Origin of the sequence: Amycolatopsis solani (genome assembly GCF_033441515.1) — a bacterium.
Classification (GTDB): Bacteria; Actinomycetota; Actinomycetes; order Mycobacteriales; family Pseudonocardiaceae; genus Amycolatopsis; species Amycolatopsis solani.
In genome coordinates this window covers 2,479,914-2,495,819 of sequence record NZ_JAWQJT010000002.1, presented here as the reverse complement: position 1 = coordinate 2,495,819, position 15,906 = coordinate 2,479,914, and the positions used below count along the sequence as shown (strand labels likewise).

Here is a 15,906-nt window from a genome sequence, read left to right as displayed (position 1 = left end):
TTCCGGACGCGGCGAGGGTCAACAGCACGAGAGCATGATCCACAACCGAGGGCGTGGCCGCTCGCCGAAGCGCCACCGATGACCTGAACGAGTCCCCGGTGCGGTCAGGCCGCCGGCCCGGTCCACTGCTGGTTCGCCCCGCCGTTGCAGGTCCAGATGATCACGGCGGTGCCGCCGGCGGTCGCGGCGCCCTTGACGTCCAGGCACAGGCCCGACTGGCCGTTCGTGACGGTGCCGTTGGCGTTCGACGTCCACCGCTGGCCGGTGCCGCCGGTGCAGTTCGCGATCACCGCCGCGGTGCCGGCGGCCGTCCCGCCGCCGGCGGTGTCCAGGCAGCGCTGCGAGTCACCCGAGTAGACGGTCAGCGCCCCGGAGCTCGTCCGGGTCCACTGCTGGTTCGTCCCGCCGTGGCAGTCCCAGATCTGCAGCGACGTACCGGCGGCGGTCGACGACGCGGGCACGTCCAGGCACCGGTTCGCGGCCGCGGCGCGGACCGCGCCGGTGCCACCGCCGCCGTTGCCACCGCCGTTGAGCACGTCGAGGACGGCGGTGTACGCCTGCTTCTTGCCGTAGTTGCCGTCGAACAGCAGCGGTGTGTCGCCCGAGCGCCACGAATACTTGTCCGTGACGCCCCAGACCGTGATGCCGGTGCAGCGGGTGACGGCCATGCACGCCTGGGTGACCTGGCGGTACACGTTCGCCTGGCCGGAACCCGAACCGCCGACGTCCAGTTCGGTGATCTGCACGTCGACGCCCAAGTCGGCGAAGCGCTGCAGGTTCGCCTGGTAGCTGCCGAGACCGGAGTTCGAGCCGAGGTGGCTCTGGAAGCCCACGCAGTCGATCGGCACGCCCCGGCTCTTGAAGTCCCGGACCATGGTGTAGATCCCGGTGCTCTTCGCGTTCACACCGTCGGTGTTGTAGTCGTTGTAGCAGAGCTTGGCGTTCGGGTCGGCCGTGCGGGCGGCGCGGAACGCGTCCTCGATGTAGCCGTCACCGAGCTTCTGCTGGAACACCGACTGCCGTCGGGTGCCGTTCTCCTCGAACGCCTCGTTGACGACGTCCCACGCGTAGAGCTGGCCCTTCCAGTGACCGGCCACCTGGCTGATGTGGTTCTGCATCGCGGACCGCAGGTTGCTCGCGTCGAGCCCGCTCACCCACCCGGCCAGCTGCCCGTGCCACACCAGCGTGTGGCCGCGGATCTTCATCCCCTTGGCCCGGCCCTGGCTGACGATCTGCTCGCCCGGCCCGAAGTTGAACTGGTTCCGGTTCGGCTCGACCGTGGCCCACTTCATCTCGTTTTCGGGCGTGACGCCGTTGTGCTCCGCCGTCCAGGTGTTCACGTAGGCCGACTCGCCGAGGTGGCTCGTGGAGATCGCGGCGCCGAAGTACCGCCCGCTCTGCGCCGCCGCGGCGCCGAGGGTGCTCGCCGCTCCGGCGGTGCCGGGGAACAGCACCAAGGAGGCCGCCGTGAGGCAGGTGGCGGCGAGCGCGCTCCGCCACCGGGATGGGCTGGTGGTCATCACAACCTCGTTCCTTCGTCCGAAGTGCTCAACCCAGCGTCCACTGCTGGTTGCTGCCGCCGTTGCACGTCCACAGTTCGACCAGCGCGCCGTTGGCCGTGGACGCGCTCGTCACGTCCAGGCACAGCCCGGACTGGGCGCCGGTGACCGTGCCGTTGGAGTTGACGGTCCACTGCTGGTTGGCCCCGCCGTGGCAGGACCAGGTCACCACCTTCGTCCCGGCGCTGGTGCCGTTGCCCGAGGCGTCCAGGCAGAGCGTCTGCCCGCCGACGGAGACCGTCAGCTGGTTCGACGACGTGCGGGTCCAGCTCTGGTTCGCCTGGCCGGAGCAGCTGTAGATCTGCAGCTGGGTGCCGGGGGTCGTGGTGGAGCCCGGGACGTCGAGGCACTTGCCGGCGCCCACCGCGTGCAGCGGCCCGGTCGTGGTGCCGCTGCCGCCGGTGCCGTAGCCGGCCGCGGTGATGTTGGCCTGCACCGCGTTCTCCGTGGCGTCCGACGGGTAGCCGGACGTCATCACGCCTTCGTAGAACGTCCCCGCGGAGCCGATGCTGTTGTCGCCACCGGTGCCGAGGATGATCGCGCCTTCCTTGCGCATCGGGTTGTACCCGGACACGTTGGGGCGAGCGCCGTCGTAGAAGGTCGACAGGCCACCGGACTGCGCGTTGCCGCCGCGGATGGCCCAGTGGTTGGGTCCGCCCTTGATGATCGCGGTCAGGTAGCGGTGGCTGATGCTGGGATCGTTGGCGTTGTAGCGCTGGTTGATCCCGGAGAAGAGGCCGTTCTCGAGGTCGGCCATGATCCACGGGCCGTTCCCGGCGCCGTAGCCCCACACCTTGATGTTGCCGAAGTAGATGGCCTCCATCGTGCCGTTGCCGTTGTCCCGGCTGTTGCGCTCGGCGTTGCCGTAGTCGAAGCAGCAGCCGCCGTTGTAGTGCGTGCCGTCGAAGATCGCGTACATGCCCTCCGGCTGGTCACCGGTCGCCGTGCCGGTGGCGTTGTTGTTGCGGTACCCGGTGCCGGGAGCCACGAAGACGCCGTAGGCCTTCTGCCCGCCCACGGTGATCGGGGCGGCCGCGGCGTTGGCGAGGTTGTCGTACCCGCCGGCGGCCGGCCCCTGGAACCCGCCGGGTGGGGCCTGCGTGAGGTGGTTGCCTCGGCCGGACTGGTCGTAGATCACGGTGATCAGGCAGGTCGTCCCAGCGCAGAAGGAATCCTGGGTCGCGGCGTTCGCGACGCCGCCGGCGCTCAGCAGGCCGACGTCCCGCGTCGCGTTGTCGGACGCCCGCCGGACTTGGTACAGGGCACCGTTGTAGGCGCCGTACAGCGCCCGCGTGGTCGAATGCGCGGCCACGCACGGCGTGCCGCCCGCGGCGTAGAGGTCGCACGGCCCCTGCGTGGCGGCCTGCGCCGGCGCGGCCGGACCGGCCAGCGCGCCCGCGGCGAGCGCCACCGCCGCACCCGCAGTCTGCAGTGACTTTCTCCATCGTGTCTTCATCGAACTCCTTTGTCCGGAGGGGAACACCGTCAGCTCCGAGCCCACTTCTGGGCGCTGCTGCCCGTGCAGGCCTGCAGGGTCACCGGTGCGCTGTTCCCGGTGCCGCCCGGACCGAGGCACAGTCCTGATGCGACACCGGTGATCGTGCCGTCGGCGTTCGCGTTCCACTGCTGGTTCGTGCCGGCCGTGCAGTCCCAGATGATCGCCCGGGTACCGGCCGACGTGCTCGCGCCCTCCGCGTCGAGGCACTTGGCGCCGTACACCAGCAGCTGCTTCCCGGACGTGAGCGTCCACTGCTGGTTGCCGCCGCCGTTGCAGTCCCACAACGCGACCTGGGTGCCGTTGGTCTGGGACACGTTCGGGACGTCGAGGCACCGGCTCGAAGCGGCGTTGCGCAGCACCGACGTCGACCCGCCGCCCGAACCGGTCACGGCGAGGTTGTCGAACTGGGCGGTCTCCCCCGTGCTCGTGCCGATCCCGACCTGGCCGGCCGGGAAGGTGCTGTCGGTGACCGTGCCGAGCACGGCGCCGTCGAGGGAAGCGGTGATGGTGCTGCCGGAGAACCCGAGTGACAGCTTGTGCCAGCTGTTCGTGCCCAGCGCCGTCGCCGTGCCGCTGCGCAGGGTCGTGACCTGCTGGCTGGTGTTGTTGCGCTGGATCGACCACGCGCCGGCGTCGCTGATCCGGAGGTAGTACGCGTTCACCGCGCCCTGGTTGCCCGTGTCCTGCGAGCCGACCCGGCCGAGCAGCTGGACCGACCCGGGCTTCTCCAGCAGCACGTCCGCGTTGACCGTGTAGGTGCTCCAGGCCACGTTGCCCAGCAGGGCGTAGGGATCGACGAACTTCTTCCAGGGAATCGTCTTCTGCGGCGCGGCCTGGCGCACACAGGTGCCGGAGCGGCCGGCACCGCAGGCGGACGTCTCGAAGGCGCCCTCCATGTCCATCAGGTACTTGGCTTCCTTGCCTTTCGCGTACCCGTCGAAGTCGTCGCTGTAGGGCAGGTTCAACGAACCCTGCGCCGGGCTGGCCGCGGTTCCCTTGCCCTGTCCGGTGGTGGTCGTGATCGTGTACAGGTAACCGGGCTGCGCGGTCAGGGAGAACGCCCCTCCGGACGGCGTGATGTCGGCGGTGTGCCCGAAGTGGTCCGCGGGGTTGTTCGAGTTCAGGTTGGTCGCCCACACGTGCACCTGGCCGGTCGAGAGCCCGCCGGTGACGTTCAGGTTCAGCGTCTGGGCCGCGGTGGCGTCCATGGTCTCGACGATCGTGCTGTAGTCACCGGTGCTCGGGGACCTCAGCGTGACGTAGCTGCCGTTCGCGCGGTTGCCGCCGAGGTAGCCGCTCGAGGCGTCGAGGTACTTCCAGCCGGGCGCGGTGAACTGCGTGGTGTGCGCCAGCGCCCAGGCGTCCTTGCCGACCGAGTAGAAGCCCGACCACGGCTGGTTGGCGAGGATCAGGCCCACGGTCGGCCACGGGATGTTCGGCGTGGTCGCGGCGATGAGGTCCCAGTTGAGGTACGCGGTCATCTTGCCGTCGAGGTAGACGCGGTTGATGCCGCGGGCCAGCGGCTTGGCGCCGTCGTTGTAGTCCTGCGAGCCGTTCTCGCTGGACCACAACGTCTTTCCGGTACCGATGACGCTGGCAGGAACGCTGCACGACGTCTGCGCGCTGAGGTATCCGCAGGTGTAGTGGGCGCTCAGCACGTCGGTGGCGTTGCGGTAGGCCGTGTTGGTCGAGATCGCGCTCGCGGGCCCCCAGTCCCCCGGCCACGAATCGCCGGAGATGACCTTGACCGCGCTGTACCCGTTGGCGTTGAGCGCGTTCCGGAGGGTCACGGTCCAGTCCGCGCTCCACTGCTTCTCGTTCTGGACGCTGGTGAGGTAGTCGATGGTGAGCCCGTGCTGCTTGGCGCACCCGAGCCACGAAAGGTAGTAGCCGGTCAGGTCGTCGGAGAAGAAAGTGCCGTTGCCGATCCAGCCCGGCGCGCCCCAAGGCAGGCCCACGAGCTTGATGCCGGGGTTGCGCGCCTTGGCCTGCTCCATGAGCCACCACTCGTAGCCGCGGTTGCAGTCGAGGTCGCCGCGGAAGTGCGCGTGGCTCGGCTCCGCGCCGCTGGTGGAGTTGGTGTCCCCGCCCATCTCCACCTTGAGGATCTGCAGCGCGGCGCCGTAGCCCGGCTTGAAGAGGTAGTCGAGGATCTGGCCGCGCTGCGGCTCGGGGTAGTCGATCAGCAGGCGGCTGTTGCCACCCCCGCCGCTGACCGCGCCGACACCGTCGAACGTGCGGCCCGCCGAACCGCCGTTGATCGTGATCGACGTGGCGGCCTCGGCCGGCGCGGCCGCGGCCACCACACCGGCGGCCAGGACGACGGCGGCAACCAGCATCCGCGGCAGGGTTCGGAACATGGCAGCTCTCGCTTCCGACGAAGGGGATCAGACGGCCGTGACGGTCCACTGGTTGTTGGTGCTGCCGTTCGGGGCCCACAGGACCACGGCCGAGCCGGCCGCCGTGCTGCCCGCGCCGTCGAGCGCGGTGCCGGTGGCCCGGTTGACGATCTGGTAGCGGCCGTTGCCCAGGGCAGCGAGCCGCCACTGCTGGTTGTCGCTCCCGGTCCACGCGGCCTGGACGGCGGTGACGCCGTTGCCGGTCCGGCCGCCGCTGTCGGCGACCATGCCGTTGGTGCGGTTGACGATCCGGTGGTAGCCGGTGCCCAGGTCGGCCAGCTGCCAGTGCAGGTTGGTCGAACCGTCGTAGGACCACTGCTTCAGCACCGACCCGGCCGCGACGTTCCCGCCGCTGTCGAGCACCAGACCCGTGGTCACGTTGGCGATCCGCACCCAGCCCGTGGGGACCGGACCCGAGCCCAGGGCCGGGATCTGGCCGGAGAACGTCAGCTTCACCACGTACGCCGGGGCGCTGAACGGCACTGACGGAAGCCGGATGTGCAGCCCGGAGCCGTCCTGGGTGCGGTCGGGCAGGTCGGTGTACGACCCGGCCGTGGCACCGAGCAGCTGCACGGAGTTCAGCGAACCGAGGGTGATCCGGCCCGAGGCGAGCGTCGCGATGTCCAGCGTGCCGCCCGGCCAGCCCATGACCGTGGCGTAGAGGACCGTGTTGTCCTTGCTGCGGGTGAACCGGATGTCCCGGTTGGTGCCTTCGCGGGGTGTCGTGAACGATCCGCCGCCCATCTGCGTCGGGCCCTCACCGTAAGCCGACCACGCCCGGGTCGCGTAGATCGATTCTCCGAAGCGGGCGAGGTAGTCGCCGATGCCGAGCAGGATCGTCCGCTGTCCCGAAGGGATGGTGCCGTCGGCCATCGGCGCGATGTTCAGCAGCATCGTGCCGTTCTTGCTGACGCGGTCGATCAGCGAGTGCAGCATCGCCTTCATCGAGTAGTACCCGATCCCCACCGTGTAGCACCAGCTGGAGCTGGAGATGCTGTCGTCGGTCAGCCAGTACGGGTTCTGGATGTCCCCTGGCCCGCCGCGCTCGAAGTCGAACACCTCGCCCCGATTGTTGAAGCCGTCCTTGTAGGTCGCGACGACGTCCTTGTTCCCCGCGACGGCCTTGTTGTAGTAGTACGAAAGGAAGTTCAGTCGCCGCGACTCGTCGACGCGGGGCAGGTTGAAGTCCTGCCACAGCAGGTCCGGCTGGTAGCCGTCGACGACCTCGGCCAGCTTGTCGTACCAGAGCTGGTTCTCCGCCGCCGAGCCCAGCTGGCCGTACAGCTTGCGCAGGCTCGCGTCCGGCTGCGAAGGCACGTGGTCGTAGAAGCCGGTGAAGTGGTAGGCGTGGTGCAGCGACACCATGAACTTCAGGCCACGGGCCCGGATCGCGTCGGCGTGCAGCCGCACCAGGTCCAGCCGCGGCCCCTTGGCGACGGAGTTCCACTCGTTGACGGCGCTGTTCCACATCGAGAAGCCGTCGTGGTGCTCGGCGACGGGTCCGGCGAACTTCGCGCCGGCGTCGGCGAACAGCTGCGCCCACTCCGCCGGGTCGAAGTTCCCGCCCGCGGACTTGAGCTTCGGGGCGAACTGGACCCAGTTGCCCGCCTTGTCGCGGGCTCCGTTGACGAAGTTGTGGTACGGCCACGCCGACGGGTCGCCGTACACGGCCTTGTGGTGGTTGTTCTCGCCGGACCCGCTGACGTACATGTTCCGCGGGTACCACTCGTTGCCGAACGCGGGGACGCTGAAGACGCCCCAGTGGAAGTAGATGCCGAACTTGGCGTCCTGGAACCATTCCGCCGCGGGCGGGTGCTGGTCGACCGACGACCAGGAGGGCGTGTAGCTGCTCGGCCCGGCGGTGGCCCACGCGGCCCCGCCGCGCAGGAGGCCGGCTGTCGCCGCGCCGCTCACGGTGATCAGACCCAGCATCGTGCGACGGCTGAACTCGGGCATGGCGGGAAAGCCTCCTCGGCTGCGGTATTGAGTTAGCGCTAACACGATGGGTTTAGGCTCCGGAGATGCCGGCGGTCAAGCTTTTCCCGCGCACGGAAAAGAGGAAGGCGGCGAAATCCCAGCGTGAACCTCTTGGACGACTTGTAACTTTCATGCGCTGCGACGAATGCTTGTGAGCGTGAACATCACCGTGCCACACTGCTCTTCGCCTGGCCTCGGAGCGCGAGCAACGGTGACCACAATCGAAGGAGCGCCCGTGAAAGTCGTCACCCTCGTCGTTGCGCTGCTGTGCGCTCTCGGACTGTTCCCGGCCGCGGCCGTGGCGGACAACCCGATCGTCCAGACGATCTACACCGCCGACCCGGCACCGCTGGTGTACAACGGCCGGGTCTACCTCTACACCGGCCACGACGAAGACGGCTCGACGAACTTCACCATGAAGGAATGGCGGGTGTGGTCGTCGGCGGACATGGTGAACTGGACCGACCACGGATCGCCGTTGAACCTGGCCAGTTTCTCCTGGGCGAGCGCCAACGCCTGGGCGGGCCAGACCGTCTACCGCAACGGCAAGTTCTACTGGTACGTCCCGATGACGGTCCGGGCGACCGGCGCGATGGGCATCGGCGTGGCCGTGTCGACCAGCCCGACCGGGCCGTTCAGCGACGCGCTCGGGCACCCGCTCGTCGCCAACGGCGAGTTCGACCCCACGGTGTTCGTCGACGACGACGGCCAGGCCTACCTGTACTGGGGCAACCCGCATCTGTGGTACGTGAAGCTCAACGCCGACATGATCTCCTACTCCGGCGGGGTGAAGCAGATCCCGCTCACCACCGCCGGGTTCGGCACGCGGCCGGGGAACACCAGCCGGCCGACCCTGTTCGAAGAAGGCCCGTGGGTCTACAAGCGCAACGGCTTGTACTACAACGTGTTCGCGGCGAAGTGCTGCTCGGAGTTCATCGGCTACTCGACCGCGCCCGGCCCCACCGGACCGTGGACGTACCGCGGGACGGTCATGCCCACCCAGGGCGCCAGTTTCACCAACCACCCGGGTGTGATCGACTTCAACGGGAACTCGTACTTCTTCTACCACAACGGTGCTTTGCCGGGCGGCAGCGGCTACACGCGCTCGGTGGCCGTGGAGAAGTTCTCCTACAACGCCGACGGCTCCATCCCGACCATCACCATGAGCACCGCGGGTGCGCCACAGGTCGGCACGCTGAACCCGTACACGCGGCAGGAAGCGGAAACGATCGCCTTCGAGTCCGGCGTCGAGACCGAGCCCTCCACCGAAGGCGGGATGAACGTCGGCTACCTCGAGAACGGGGACTGGATCAAGGTCAAGGGCGCCGCTTTCGGCTCCGGCGCCCGGTCCTTCACCGCCCGAGTCGCCTCCGCGGCGTCCGGCGGCCGGATCGAGCTGCGGCTGGACAGCACCGGGGGCACCCTGGCCGGCACCTGCACGGTCGGCGGCACGGGTGGCTGGCAGACCTGGACGAGCGTGTCCTGCCCGGTGACCGGAGCCACCGGCACCCACGACCTGTACCTGCGGTTCACCGGCGGCAGCGGTTACCTGTTCAACGTGAACTGGTGGCAGTTCGCGGCCTGACCACTCCCGGAAAGGGGCGACGATGCCCGCTCGACTCCGCCACCTGCTCACCGCCGCGGCCACCGCATTGGCCGTGCTCACCGCGCCACCGGCCGCCACGGCCGCACCCGGCAGCCCGGCGCTGACCCCGCCGCTGGGCTGGAACAGCTGGAACAGCTTCGGCTGTGGCGTCACCGAAACCGCGATCCGCCAGGCGGCCGACGCGATGGTCTCGTCCGGGATGAAAGACGCGGGCTACCAGTACGTCGTCGTCGACGACTGCTGGTTCGACCCGCAACGCGACGCCCAAGGCGCGCTGCGCGCCAACGCGTCGAAGTTCCCGAGCGGCATGAAGGCCCTCGGCGACTACATCCACGGGCGCGGCCTGAAGTTCGGCATCTACCAGGTGCCGACCGATCGCACCTGCGCCCAGCGGACCGGCACCTACCCCGGGTCCACCGGCAGCGCGGGACACGAGGTCCAGGACGCCACCACGTTCGCGTCCTGGGGCGTGGACTACCTCAAGTACGACTGGTGCTCCCCCGCCGGCACGCGCGACGAGCAGGTCGCCCGGTTCACGGTGATGCGGGACGCGGTGCGCGCCACCGGGCGCCCGATCGTCTACAGCATCAACCCCAACAGCTACCACGCCATCACCGGCGACAAGTACGACTGGGGCCAGGTCGCGGACCTCTGGCGCACCACCGAAGACCTGCTGGACATCTGGCAGAACGGCAACACCAACAGCTACCCGATGGGCGTGGGCAACGTCCTGGACGTCACGGCTCCGCTGGCCGCACAGGCCGGCCCGGGGCACTGGAACGACCCGGACATGCTCGTCGTCGGGCGGCCGGGGCTGTCGCTGACCGAGTCCCGCGCCCACTTCGCGCTGTGGGCGCTGATGGCCGCGCCGCTGATGGCGGGCAACGACATCCGCACGATGTCCGCCGACATCAGCGCGGTGCTGCGGAATCCGCGCCTGCTCGCGGTCGACCAGGACCGCCTCGGGTCCGGTGGCCGCCGGGTGCGCGACGACGGCAACGCCGAGGTCTTCGCCAAGCCCCTGGCCGACGGATCGGTGGCGGTCGGGCTGCTCAACCGCGGGAGCGCCACGGCCACGGTGAGCACGACCGCGGCGCAGATCGGGCTGTCGGGCACGGCGTTCACCCTGACCGACTTGTGGACCGGCGCGACGTCGACGACCGGCGGCCCGATCAGCGCGAGCGTGCCGTCGCACGGCGTCGCGGCGTACCGGGTATCGGGCGGTACCCCACTGGCCTCGACGACGTCCCGGCTGCGCGGCACGGGATCCGGGCGCTGCCTCGACGTCGACAACGCCTCGACGGCCGCCGGCGCGGGCACGCTGATCTGGGACTGCCAGACCGCGGCCAACCAGCTGTGGACCACGTGGGGCAGCGGCGAGGTGCGCGTCTTCGGCGACAAGTGCCTCGACGCCACGACCAGCGGCGCCCAGGTGACGAGCAGGCCGTGCACGGGGCAGGACAACCAGAAGTGGACGTTCGGCTCGGACGGCTCGGTGCGCAACGTCCACTCCGGACTGTGTCTGGACGCCGAAGGGGCGGCCACCGCCAACGGGACGCACGCGATCCTGTGGAGCTGCAACGGGCAGCCCAACCAGCGGTGGAGCCGCGCCTGAACCCATCCGGAAGGAGAGCCACGATGGCCGGACTGAAAACGACGCTCGCCGCCGTTCTGCTGCTCGCCGTCACCGGGACGGCCGCCCCGCCGGCGGCGGCCGCGTCCCTGGTGGAGGTGAGCGACTTCGGCAGCAACCCGGGCGGGATGCGCATGCACGTCTACGTCCCGGACTCGCACCCGGCCCGGCCGGCGATCGTGGTCGCCATGCACGGCTGCGGCGGCTCGGGCCCGGGCTTCCACTCGGGCAGTGAGTTCGCCTCGCTGGCCGACCGGTACGGGTTCGTCGTCATCTACCCCAGCGCCCAGCAGCAGGCCGGCTTCGGCAAGTGCTTCGACACCTGGTCCGACGCGGCGAAGCACCGCGGCGGCGGCAGCGACCCGGTCTCGATCGTCTCGATGGTGACCTACACCGAACAGCACTACGGCGGCGACCCGAGCCGGGTCTTCGCCACCGGGTCGTCCTCCGGCGGCATGATGACCAACGAGATGCTCGCCCTCTACCCCGACGTGTTCCAGGCCGGTGCGGCGTTCATGGGCGTGCCGTTCGACTGCTTCGCCGGCGCCGCCGACTACCCGCCCGGGGTCAGCAAGTGCACGGGCGGCGGCATGAACCGGTCGCCGCAGCAGTGGGGCGACGCCGTCCGCCAGGCCTATCCCGGCTACAGCGGTCCCCGTCCGCGCGTCCAGCTGTGGCACGGCACCGCCGACACGCTCGTGCCCTACTCGCTGCTGCAGGAGGAGATCGAGCAGTGGACGGACGTGTTCGGGCTGAGCCAAACACCGACGTCCAGCGACACCCCGCAGCCTGGCTGGCAACGCCGCCGGTACGGCGACACGGTCGAGGCGTACAGCATCCAGGGCGCCGGGCACAGCCTCCCGGCCACCGGCATGGCCGCCCAGGCCATCGCGTTCTTCGGGCTGACCGGCACGGTCACCCCGGCCGGCTCGTGCGCGGTCACGGCCACCGTGTCCGCGTGGAACACCGGCCTGACGGAGAACCTCACCCTCACGAACACCGGCAGCACGGCGATCGACGGCTGGTCGCTGGTCTTCACCCTGCCGGGCGGGCAGCGCGTCACCTCCGGCTGGGGTGCCACCTACTCCCCCGCGTCGGGTCAGGTGACCGCGCGGAACGCGCCCTACAACGCGGTGCTCGCGCCGAACGCCTCGATCACGATCGGCTTCCAGGCCACCCACACCGGTGACGCGGCCGCACCTTCGGCCTTCGCTCTCAACGGCAAGTCCTGTTCCCTCCGCTGACGCCCTGAACAAAACCGGACGCCCGAGCCGTGCCGGCTCGGGCGTCCAGTTCTCCCCGGGAACGTGGCCTCAGCGGTAACCGGCGGCCACGATGTTGGCCTGCACCGCGTTCTCGGTCGCGTCGGACGGGTAGCCCGCGACCATCGCCCCTTCGTAGAAGGTCCCCGCGCTCAGGTTCGCGCCGCCGCCGGGCTTGCAGCAGTCACCGCCGCTGCCCAGGACGATCGCTCCCTGCTTCTTCATCGGGCTGTACCCGCTCGGGAGCCCGCCGTCCCAGAGCGTCGTCAAGCTGCCGGACTGGGCGTCGCTGCCCTTGATGGCGAACCGGGACGTCCCGTTGTTCTTCAGCACCGCCGTCACGAACTTGCCGGTGAACGCCCGCTGGTTCGGGTTCCACGTCTGGCTGCCGCCGGGGTAGAGCCCCCATTCGAGGTCGGCCTGCACCCACGGGCCGCTGCCGGAGCACCCGCCGAACCAGCACTGCTTGCCGAAGTTGATCGCGTCCATCGCGCCGGCCGCGTCGGCCTTCCGGGTCGTCTCGCTGTTGCCGTAGTCGAAGCAGCAGCCGCTGTTGACGTGCGTCCCGCTGGTCACCATGTACATGCCCTCGGGCGCGCTGCCGGTGGGCACGCCGGTCAGGTGACCGTCGCGCCAGTAGCTGTTGCCGGGGTTGATGTACAGGGAATACGCCTTCCGGCTGCCGACCGTGAGCGACTCCGTGGTCGCCTTCGCCGGACTGCTCTGACTGGACCCGGGAACCACGGTCGATCCCTGGTACCACAGGTCGTTCCCCCGCCCTGATTGGTCGTAGACCACCGTGATGACGCAGGAAGTGCCGGCGCAGAAGGAATCCTGGACCCCGGCGTCGGCGCCGACGTTCCGGGTCGTGTTGTCGGACGCGCGCCGGACCTGGTAGAGATTTCCGGTGTAGGAGCCGTAAAGCGCGCGGACCGTGCTGTGCGCGGCGATGCACGGCGTGCCACCCGAAGCGTAGATGTCGCACGGGCCCGCGCCGGCCGGTGGCGGGGTGTTCGTGGTCCACCGCTGGTTGCTCTGGCCGTGGCACGTCCACAGGATGACGGCGGTGCCGTTCGCCGTCCCGGCCCCGTTCACGTCCAGGCACAGCCCCGACTGGACGCCGGTGATCGACCCGTCGGAGTTCTGCCGCCACTGCTGGTTCGCCCCGCCCGTGCAGGACCAGCTGATCACCGCCGTGCCGGGTGCGGTCTGGTTGCCGTAGGCGTCCACGCACCGCGTTCCGCCCAGTGCCCGCAGCTCACCGGCGGAGGTGAACTCGAAGGACTGGCTCGCCTGGCCGGTGCAGTCCCGGATCTCCAGCGCCGTTCCCGGGGTGTCGGCGCCGCCCGTCACGTTCAGGCACCGCCCCGACGCCACGCTCGTGAGGGACGTCGACGCCGCGGACGCCGGTGGGGCGCCGCTCAGCGCGGCCGCCAGCACGGCGGCCACCACCAAAATGGCGCGCACCGGCTTGACTCGAATCGTCACGAATCCTCCCGCACTCAGGTTGTTAGCGCTAACACAATCAAGGTCAAGCCGTCGCGCGCAGGACGAGCTTGGTGTCCAGCACGGCGCAGCGGGGCGTGGCCGAGCCGTCGAGCATCGCGAGCAGCTCGCCCGTCATCCGGGCGCCCATCTCCTCGATCGGCTGGCGCACGGTGGTGAGCGGCGGATCCGTCCGGCGGCCGATCGGCAGGTCGTCGAACCCGATCACGGCCACGTCACCGGGCACCCGCCGCCCGGCGCGGTGCAGGGCGCGCAGCGCGCCGACCGCCATCATGTCGGAGGCGGCGAAGATGGCGTCGACGTTCGGACGGCGGCTCAGCAGGCGGGTGGTGGCGTGCTCGCCGGAGGCCTGGCCGAAGTCGCCGAACACCACCAGTCCGCGGTCGCCGCGGCCGACCCCCGCCACCGCCTGCCGGTAGCCGAGCAGGCGGTCCACGCCGGCGGTCATGTCCTGGGGTCCGGCGATGGTCGCCACGGTGCGCCGTCCCGCGTCGATGAGGCGCTGCGTGGCCCGCTGCGCCCCGCCCCGGTTGTCCACGTCGACGTAGGAGGAGCAGCCCCCTGGCCGGACCGGGCGCCCGCCGAACACCACCGGGATGCCGAGCCAGTCCAGGTCGAGCGGGCGCCGCCCGTGCATGCCGACGACGAGGGCGCCGTCGACGTGGCCGCCGTCGAGGTACCGGACCACCGGGGCCTCGTAGTTCTCCGTCGCGGGCACGGTGAGCAGCACCAGCTGCAGGCCCGCCTCGGTCAGCTGCTTCCCGGCGCCGGCGGAGATGCGGGCGAAGTACGGGTCGGCGAACAGCCGCAGCACCTCCTCGCACACGACCAGCGCGACCGAGCCGGTGCGCCCCGCCGTCGCCCGCGCGGCTCTCTGCCGGGCGTAGCCGAGAGCCGACATCGCCGACTCCACCTGCTTGCGGGTCTTCGGCCGGACCCGGGGAAAGCCGTTGAGCACGCGGGACGCGGTGGCGGTCGACACCCCGGCCGCTCGCGCGACGTCGGCCAGGGTCGGACGGAGCTGGGGCAACTCGACGGAGGACACGTTCGCTCTCCCAAGACGTCGTTGTCTTTGCGGGCTCGCTCGAGGATATCGCCGGGGTGCCTCAAGCGCGTTGGATCCGGAACCGCTGGTTGGCCCCGCCGGTGGCCGTCCACTGGGAAATCCGCGCGCCGTCGGCGGTCGAGGCGCCCCAGACGTCCATCGTCAGGCCGCTCAGGCGGTTGACCATGCCGGCCACGCCGCCGCCCAGGTCGACCACGCGCCACTGCTGGGCGGCGGCTCCGGAGTCCGGCTGCTGGCTGATGTCCGCGCCGGTGGCCGAGCCGGCCACCTGGAGCACGAGGCCGCTGTGGCGGGCCCGGACGCGGTAGTAGCCGTCGCCGGAGTCGAGGAAGTCGAACTGCTGGTTCTGGCCGCCGGTGGCCGGCCACTGCTGCAGCAGGGCGCCGGCCGCGGTGGAGACGCCGCTGATGTCGAGGAGCTTGCCGCTGTGCTCGGCCGCCAGGGTGTAGTTCACCCCGACCTGGACCGGGGCCCCGGACGGCGGAGTCGACGAGCCGAACTGCGTGAGGAACTTCCACACCTCGCCCGACGTCCAGGTCTGCCAGCCGCTGCAGGCGCACCCGTCGCGCGGGCCGGGGTCGTGGCCGCCGTCGAACGCGGCCCAGACCACGGGGTACCCGGTCCGGCAGCCGGAGTAGGCGGTGACGATGTGGGTCCGGCTGCCGCCCGCGGGCTCCGGCGGGTTCTGCGCGGCACAACCGTTGTTCCGCACGAACTGGTCGCGCAGCGAACGGCCGGAAGCGATGGGCAGGACGTTGTCCCCGGTGCCGTGCATGCCGATGTACGCGACGGGCTGGGTGCCGCCGCTGCACCCGCTGAGGTTGGCCCCGGAGTAGACGGCGACCGCGCGGAAGACCGCCGGCCGGGCGCAGGCGAGCGCGTAGCTCATGGCGCCGCCGTAGCTGAACCCGCCCGCGAAGACCTGCGAGGTGTCGACGCACAGGGCCGCCTCGAGCTGCCTCAGCAGGTCGTCGATGAACGTGACGTCCTGGCCGCCCGGGTTGGCCCAGCCGTTGCCGTTGCCCTGGGGTGCCACGAAGATCGTGGTGTTGCCCGCGTTGTCCGCCAGCCGCCGGAGCCCGTAGTACGACCAGTTGTAGCCGTCGGTCCCGCCCGAGTCGACGTCGTTGGCCGTGCCGCCGCGCCAATGCAGCCCGACGAACAGCCGGTACGGGTGAGCGTTGTCGTAGCCGGCCGGGACCCGCAGGACGTAACTGCGGTTCTGGCCGCCGCTGGAGATCGTGTGGGTGCCGCTCGCGAGCCCGGGGGCCTGGCCACAGCCCGCGGTCGCCGCCGTCACCGCCGGCTCCGCGGCTTCGGCGGGCCCGGGCGCGGCCAGCAGCGCACCGAGCGCGAAGGACACCAGTAAACGTCCGAACCTCATCGCGTGCGCTCCTTTC

At 70.4% G+C, this 15,906-nt stretch carries 10 protein-coding genes; 3 read left to right on the top strand and 7 right to left on the bottom strand.

The genetic code is table 11. The annotated features are described in order from the left end of the window. Positions 1 to 104: 104 nt before the first annotated feature. Genes SD460_RS32000 through SD460_RS31985 form a run of 4 tightly spaced genes read right to left on the bottom strand, consistent with a single transcriptional unit; the run spans position 105 to position 7,412 of the window. Positions 105 to 1,520, bottom strand: coding sequence for an endo-1,4-beta-xylanase (locus SD460_RS32000; protein ID WP_318307157.1), 1,416 nt, complete (start codon positions 1,518 to 1,520; stop codon positions 105 to 107). Between the two features lie 28 nt (positions 1,521 to 1,548). After that, entirely contained in the window at positions 1,549 to 3,015 is a 1,467-nt protein-coding gene (locus tag SD460_RS31995) for an arabinofuranosidase catalytic domain-containing protein (RefSeq protein WP_318307156.1), read from the bottom strand. 29 nt (positions 3,016 to 3,044) lie between these two features. Then, entirely contained in the window at positions 3,045 to 5,417 is a 2,373-nt protein-coding gene (locus tag SD460_RS31990; protein ID WP_290052105.1) for a ricin-type beta-trefoil lectin domain protein, read from the bottom strand. Positions 5,418 to 5,444: 27 nt separating this feature from the next. Then, a complete protein-coding gene (locus tag SD460_RS31985) occupies positions 5,445 to 7,412 on the bottom strand; it encodes an alpha-L-fucosidase (protein ID WP_290052106.1) in 1,968 nt (655 codons plus the stop codon). Between the two features lie 256 nt (positions 7,413 to 7,668). On the opposite strand from SD460_RS31985, the gene SD460_RS31980 reads away from it, so the two are divergent. The 3 genes from SD460_RS31980 to SD460_RS31970 are packed head-to-tail and all read left to right on the top strand — an operon-like array spanning position 7,669 to position 11,916. Further along, a complete protein-coding gene (locus tag SD460_RS31980; protein WP_290052109.1) occupies positions 7,669 to 9,018 on the top strand; it encodes a glycoside hydrolase family 43 protein in 1,350 nt (449 codons plus the stop codon). Positions 9,019 to 9,040: 22 nt separating this feature from the next. Further along, positions 9,041 to 10,654 carry a glycoside hydrolase family 27 protein gene (locus SD460_RS31975; protein WP_290052110.1) on the top strand — a complete coding sequence of 538 codons (1,614 nt, stop codon included), beginning with the start codon at positions 9,041 to 9,043 and terminating at the stop codon, positions 10,652 to 10,654. 23 nt (positions 10,655 to 10,677) lie between these two features. After that, positions 10,678 to 11,916 (top strand): extracellular catalytic domain type 1 short-chain-length polyhydroxyalkanoate depolymerase, encoded by a 1,239-nt coding sequence (locus SD460_RS31970; protein WP_290052112.1) that lies wholly within the window; start codon positions 10,678 to 10,680, stop codon positions 11,914 to 11,916. A gap of 69 nt (positions 11,917 to 11,985) precedes the next feature. Here SD460_RS31970 and SD460_RS31965 read toward each other — a convergent pair whose 3' ends face one another. From SD460_RS31965 to SD460_RS31955, 3 genes are all read right to left on the bottom strand, one after another. Further along, positions 11,986 to 13,422, bottom strand: coding sequence for an arabinofuranosidase catalytic domain-containing protein (locus SD460_RS31965; RefSeq protein ID WP_290052114.1), 1,437 nt, complete (start codon positions 13,420 to 13,422; stop codon positions 11,986 to 11,988). 43 nt (positions 13,423 to 13,465) lie between these two features. Beyond that, entirely contained in the window at positions 13,466 to 14,485 is a 1,020-nt protein-coding gene (locus SD460_RS31960) for a LacI family DNA-binding transcriptional regulator (RefSeq protein ID WP_290052116.1), read from the bottom strand. Positions 14,486 to 14,546: 61 nt separating this feature from the next. Next, positions 14,547 to 15,890 (bottom strand): RICIN domain-containing protein, encoded by a 1,344-nt coding sequence (locus SD460_RS31955; RefSeq protein ID WP_290052118.1) that lies wholly within the window; start codon positions 15,888 to 15,890, stop codon positions 14,547 to 14,549. Between the last annotated feature and the right edge of the window lie 16 nt (positions 15,891 to 15,906).